At 35.2% G+C, this 4,824-nt stretch carries 6 protein-coding genes; all 6 read left to right on the top strand.

Features of this window, described 5'->3' with window-relative positions; all coding sequences use genetic code 11:
- The first annotated feature begins 292 nt into the window (after window positions 1–292).
- The gene (gene rfbB / locus KPC_RS17925) at window positions 293–1,354 is read left to right on the top strand and encodes a dTDP-glucose 4,6-dehydratase (protein WP_121975696.1); all 1,062 of its coding nucleotides are present in this window, start codon (window positions 293–295) and stop codon (window positions 1,352–1,354) included.
- Between the two features lie 2 nt (window positions 1,355–1,356).
- Window positions 1,357–2,250, top strand: coding sequence for a dTDP-4-dehydrorhamnose reductase (rfbD, locus tag KPC_RS17920; protein ID WP_228212324.1), 894 nt, complete (start codon window positions 1,357–1,359; stop codon window positions 2,248–2,250).
- Entirely contained in the window at window positions 2,247–3,131 is an 885-nt protein-coding gene (rfbA, locus tag KPC_RS17915) for a glucose-1-phosphate thymidylyltransferase RfbA (RefSeq protein WP_121975694.1), read from the top strand. Before rfbD ends, rfbA begins: the two co-directional genes overlap by 4 nt.
- A complete protein-coding gene (rfbC, locus tag KPC_RS17910) occupies window positions 3,128–3,688 on the top strand; it encodes a dTDP-4-dehydrorhamnose 3,5-epimerase (RefSeq protein ID WP_121975693.1) in 561 nt (186 codons plus the stop codon). The genes rfbA and rfbC overlap by 4 nt, the downstream gene beginning before the upstream one ends.
- Window positions 3,685–4,491, top strand: a complete 807-nt coding sequence (locus KPC_RS17905) for a glycosyltransferase (protein WP_121975692.1) — start codon at window positions 3,685–3,687, stop codon at window positions 4,489–4,491. The genes rfbC and KPC_RS17905 overlap by 4 nt, the downstream gene beginning before the upstream one ends.
- A partial coding sequence (locus KPC_RS17900; protein WP_228212322.1) for a glycosyltransferase family 2 protein occupies window positions 4,488–4,824 on the top strand: 337 nt, incomplete at its 3' end. The genes KPC_RS17905 and KPC_RS17900, both read left to right, overlap by 4 nt.

The raw sequence follows: 4,824 nt of genomic DNA, 5'->3' as shown, positions 1-4,824 counted from the left end.
AATCATGCCCGAGAATTATATAAAATTTTTCATAAAAAAAAATAACTTATAAAGACTTAGTTTTAATTTTTATTAGCAGTGTTTAGTAAATAATTTAAATTTATGATTCTATTTTATGTTGTGGATATTATATAGAATGCTTTGACTGGTCCTTTAGAATACTTGAAATAATATCAGTATCTTAGCTGGATTTTTGGGATGTTTTATTTATAAATTTATATTAAATTGTGGTAGATATCGTGAAAATCAGTGCTAAAATTAGCGCATAAAAGAGTGGGTTAATAATTTATTTATGAAATTTCTTGTCACAGGTGGAGCAGGTTTTATTGGTTCTGCTGTTATTCGCCATATTATTCAAAACACTGAGCATCAAGTATTAAATGTAGATAAGTTAACGTATGCGGGAAATCTAGAGTCACTCAGTAGCATTGCTGATAATGAACGTTATTCTTTTTCTCAAACAGATATTTGTGACAGGGAATCTCTTGATCAATTATTTTTAGATTTTCAGCCTGATTATGTGATGCATCTGGCAGCAGAGTCTCATGTTGATCGTTCAATTTTAGGACCGGGTACCTTTATTGAAACGAATATTGTAGGTACTTATCAACTTTTGGAAGCAAGCCGAAAATACTGGGCCAGTTTGGGTGACGAACGCAGAAATGCATTTCGCTTTCATCATATTTCTACGGATGAGGTATATGGGGATTTGGAGGGGACTGAGGATCTATTTACCGAAACAACGCCTTATGCTCCTAGTTCACCTTATTCAGCAAGTAAAGCAAGTTCTGATCATTTGGTAAGAGCGTGGCATAGAACTTATAGTTTACCTACTATTGTCAGTAACTGCTCAAATAATTATGGCCCTTATCATTTCCCAGAAAAACTTATTCCGCTCGTTATCTTAAATGCTTTAAATGGTAAGGCTCTACCAATTTATGGTAAGGGTGAACAGATTCGTGATTGGCTTTATGTCGAAGATCACGCACGTGCATTATTTAAAGTCGTAACTGAAGGTAAGGTTGGGGAAACCTATAATATCGGTGGACATAATGAAAAACAGAATATTGAAGTAGTAAAAACGATCTGTCGAATTTTAGATAATCTGAAACCGCAAGCTAATAATGAGCCTTACGAAAATCTGATCACTTTTGTCAAAGATCGTCCAGGGCATGATTTAAGGTATGCAATAGATGCTTCGAAAATCTATAAAGATTTAGGCTGGAAACCAATAGAGACGTTTAACTCAGGAATTCAAAAAACTGTTGAATGGTATTTAAACCATCAAGAATGGGTTGATCACGTTAAAAGTGGTGAATACCATTCTTGGCTGGACAAGCAATACAAAGGTTAATGATGAAAATTTTATTGCTTGGAAAAAATGGTCAGGTCGGCTGGGAGCTGCAAAGAGCATTAGCTCCTCTTGGTGAAGTTGTTGCTTTAGATCGTAATAAGATAAATGCATTAACTGGTGATATGAATCATCCCCAAGAGGTTTATCAAACTATTTTAGCAGTTTCCCCAGATGTTGTTGTGAATGCTTCAGCTTTTACTGCTGTTGATCTGGCAGAGACAGAGAAACTACAAGCTGATTTAGTGAATCATGTAGCAGTTAAATCTGTTGCTCAGGCTTGTCATGAAGTAGGTGCATTATTTGTACATTACTCAACGGATTATGTGTTTGATGGTCATGGAAATGATGCTTTTGTTGAAACAGATGAGGTTCATCCATTAAATGTCTATGGAAAAACAAAAGCTTTAGGGGAACATGCGATTCAGGTATCGGGTTGCAACTACCTTATTTTCAGGACGTCATGGGTATATGCTGCTAAAGGTAAGAATTTTTTAAAAACCATGCTGAATCTTGCACAGCAGAAAGAAGAACTTTCGATCATTAATGATCAGATTGGGGCACCTACTTCAGCAGAGTTGATTGCGGATATTACTGTGCAAACGGTTTTGCAAACATTAAAAGATGATACCAAGAAGGGGATTTATCATCTGGTAGCGAGTGGAGAAACATCCTGGTTTGATTATGCGAACTATGTTTTTGAACAAGCTCGAGTATCAGGAGCAGATTTTAAACTGAAATCGGTCTGTCCTATTCCTACAGAACAGTATCCTACTCCTGCCAGACGTCCTTTAAACTCTAGACTGAATAACCAGAAAATTCAGAAAATTTTTGATTTACACCTGCCAGATTGGCAACAAGGTGTAAAGCGTACAATTGCGGAGCTACTTGATAAATGAAAAAAAAACGTAAGGGTATAGTTTTAGCAGGTGGTTCAGGTACACGTTTGCATCCTATTACCAAAGGTGTGTCTAAACAATTATTACCGATATACGATAAACCGATGATTTATTATCCTTTATCGGTTTTAATGCTAGCTGGAATTCGAGAAATTCTGATTATTTCAACACCTGAAGATTTGCCAAATTTTGAAAAGCTTTTGGGGGATGGCACCGAGTTCGGTATATCCCTGAGCTATAAAGTACAGCCCTCTCCAGATGGTTTGGCTCAGGCGTTTTTAATTGGAGAAGAGTTTATTGGTCAGGATGATGTTTGTCTGATTTTAGGTGACAATATCTATTATGGTCAGAGTTTTAGTAAGCAGCTGGAAGTTGCAAATAGCCGAGAATATGGCGCAACTGTTTTTGGTTACCATGTAACTGATCCAGAACGTTTTGGTGTTGTTGAGTTTGATACTTCAGGGAAAGTATTGAGTATTGAAGAAAAACCTAAACAGCCAAAATCAAACTATGCAGTAACGGGGTTATATTTTTATGATAACCGTGTGGTTGAGTTTGCAAAACAGGTTAAGCCATCTGCTCGCGGTGAGCTCGAAATCACAGATATTAATAATGCGTATTTAAAAGATGGTTCGTTAAATGTTGAGTTACTGGGACGTGGTTTTGCGTGGCTAGATACAGGAACGCATGAGTCCTTATTAGAGGCAGGGCAGTTTGTATATACCATTGAAAAACGTCAATCTTTAAAGGTTGCCTGCTTAGAGGAAATAGGATTTCATCATGGCTGGATCAATCGGGATCAGTTACAGAAGTCTGCTGAAAAACTCAGTAAAACTGAATATGGGCAATATCTTTATAAATTATTGGATGAGGCAAAATGAAAGTAGAACAGACCAAAATTGAAGGGTTATTAATTCTTCACCCAACAGTTTTTGGTGATGATCGTGGTTGGTTTATGGAAAGCTTTAACCAACAACGATTTGCAAATGCACTTCAGGAGCTGGGTTTAGATGTACCTGAATTTGTTCAGGACAATCATTCACTTTCGCAAAAGGGTGTACTGCGTGGTTTACACTTTCAAAAAGAACCTTATGCGCAGGGAAAACTTGTTAGGGTAGTACAGGGCAAAGCTTGGGATGTTGCTGTTGATATGCGTAAGGGCTCAAAGACTTATGGACAATGGGTTGGAGTAGAATTAAGCGCTGAAAACAAAAATATGTTCTGGATACCAGCAGGCTTTGCACATGGTTTTATTGCATTAGAGGATAATACTCAATTTTTGTATAAAGCAACCAATTACTATAATAAAGAGAGTGAAGATGCCATTGTCTGGAATGACCCAACGTTAGCGATTGAATGGCCATTAGACGGTGTTGATGAAGTTTTGGTGAGTGATAAAGATAAAATTGCTTCTCCCTTTTTTAAGAAACAGATATGAATATAGACTCAAGATTAGATGCTTATACTTGTTTGAATTCTGAAAAGAAATTCATTAAAACATTTAGTTTTTGCACGTTGGTTACACGTCCAGATGAATATCTTGAAATGGTCGAATCAGCAAAAGCAGCGGGATTTAGTGAACAATTAGCAGAGTTTTTTTATTTTGATAATAAAAACTCAAATACCTTTGATGCATATAAAGGTATAAACAAGGCTTTAAGGCATGTGAATGGAGAGTATCTGATTTTTTGTCATCAGGATATTTTATTTCATCATGATAAATGTGAGAAATTACAAAAAATACTTGCTGATTTGGATGAAAATCAAGCAGATTGGGCAATTGCTGGTAATGCTGGTAAAGATGAAAATGGTAGAACTCATATTGTTATTAGTGAACCTGATCAACCAAATATTAGACAGGGAAAAATTCCAAATGAAGTGATGAGTCTGGATGAAAATTTTTTGATTATTAACAGAAAACATAATATTGCCTGTACAACGATATTTCACGGATTTCATCTATATGGTTTAGATTTATGTGAAAATGCTCGTAGATTGGGATTGAAAGCTTATGTGATTGATTTTCTGCTGTTACATAAGAGTTCTGGTAAGGTAGATAATTCTTATAGAGTCTTACAGAAACAATATATTTCTTGGTGGTCTCAAAATTGTAAATCAAGATTTCTTTGGGCAATGTGTTCAAATTTCTTTATTTCTTCGAGCCCATTTTTGAGATACATGGGTAATCAAAAGAAGATTTTAAACCTGATTAAAAGCTTAAGAAAAAAGGTGTATAAGTGATTTTAGGAGAAAAGGTTGGTATTGGTATTGTAACTTATAATCGTCAAGAGAGTTTACAGAGGCTAGTTGAAAGTCTTGCATTGGATGTGATTGATGAAATTATTATCATTAATGATGGTGAATGGATAAATCCAATATTATTTAAAACAATTCCCTTAATTAATAATGGATCCAATATAGGTGTGGGATGCTCAAAAAATAAAGCAATAAAATATTTATTGGAGCGGGATGTTGAGCACTTTTTTATTATTGAAGATGATCTCTTTATTAAAGATAAATCTGTTTTTCTAAAATATATATCTGCAGCAAAAATAACAGGAATTCAGCATTTTA

It is taken from the genome of Acinetobacter stercoris, from assembly GCF_900323515.1.
Taxonomy (GTDB): Bacteria; Pseudomonadota; Gammaproteobacteria; order Pseudomonadales; family Moraxellaceae; genus Acinetobacter; species Acinetobacter stercoris.
The sequence above is the reverse complement of the archived record's forward strand: the minus strand, read 5'-3'. Positions and strand labels throughout refer to the sequence as shown.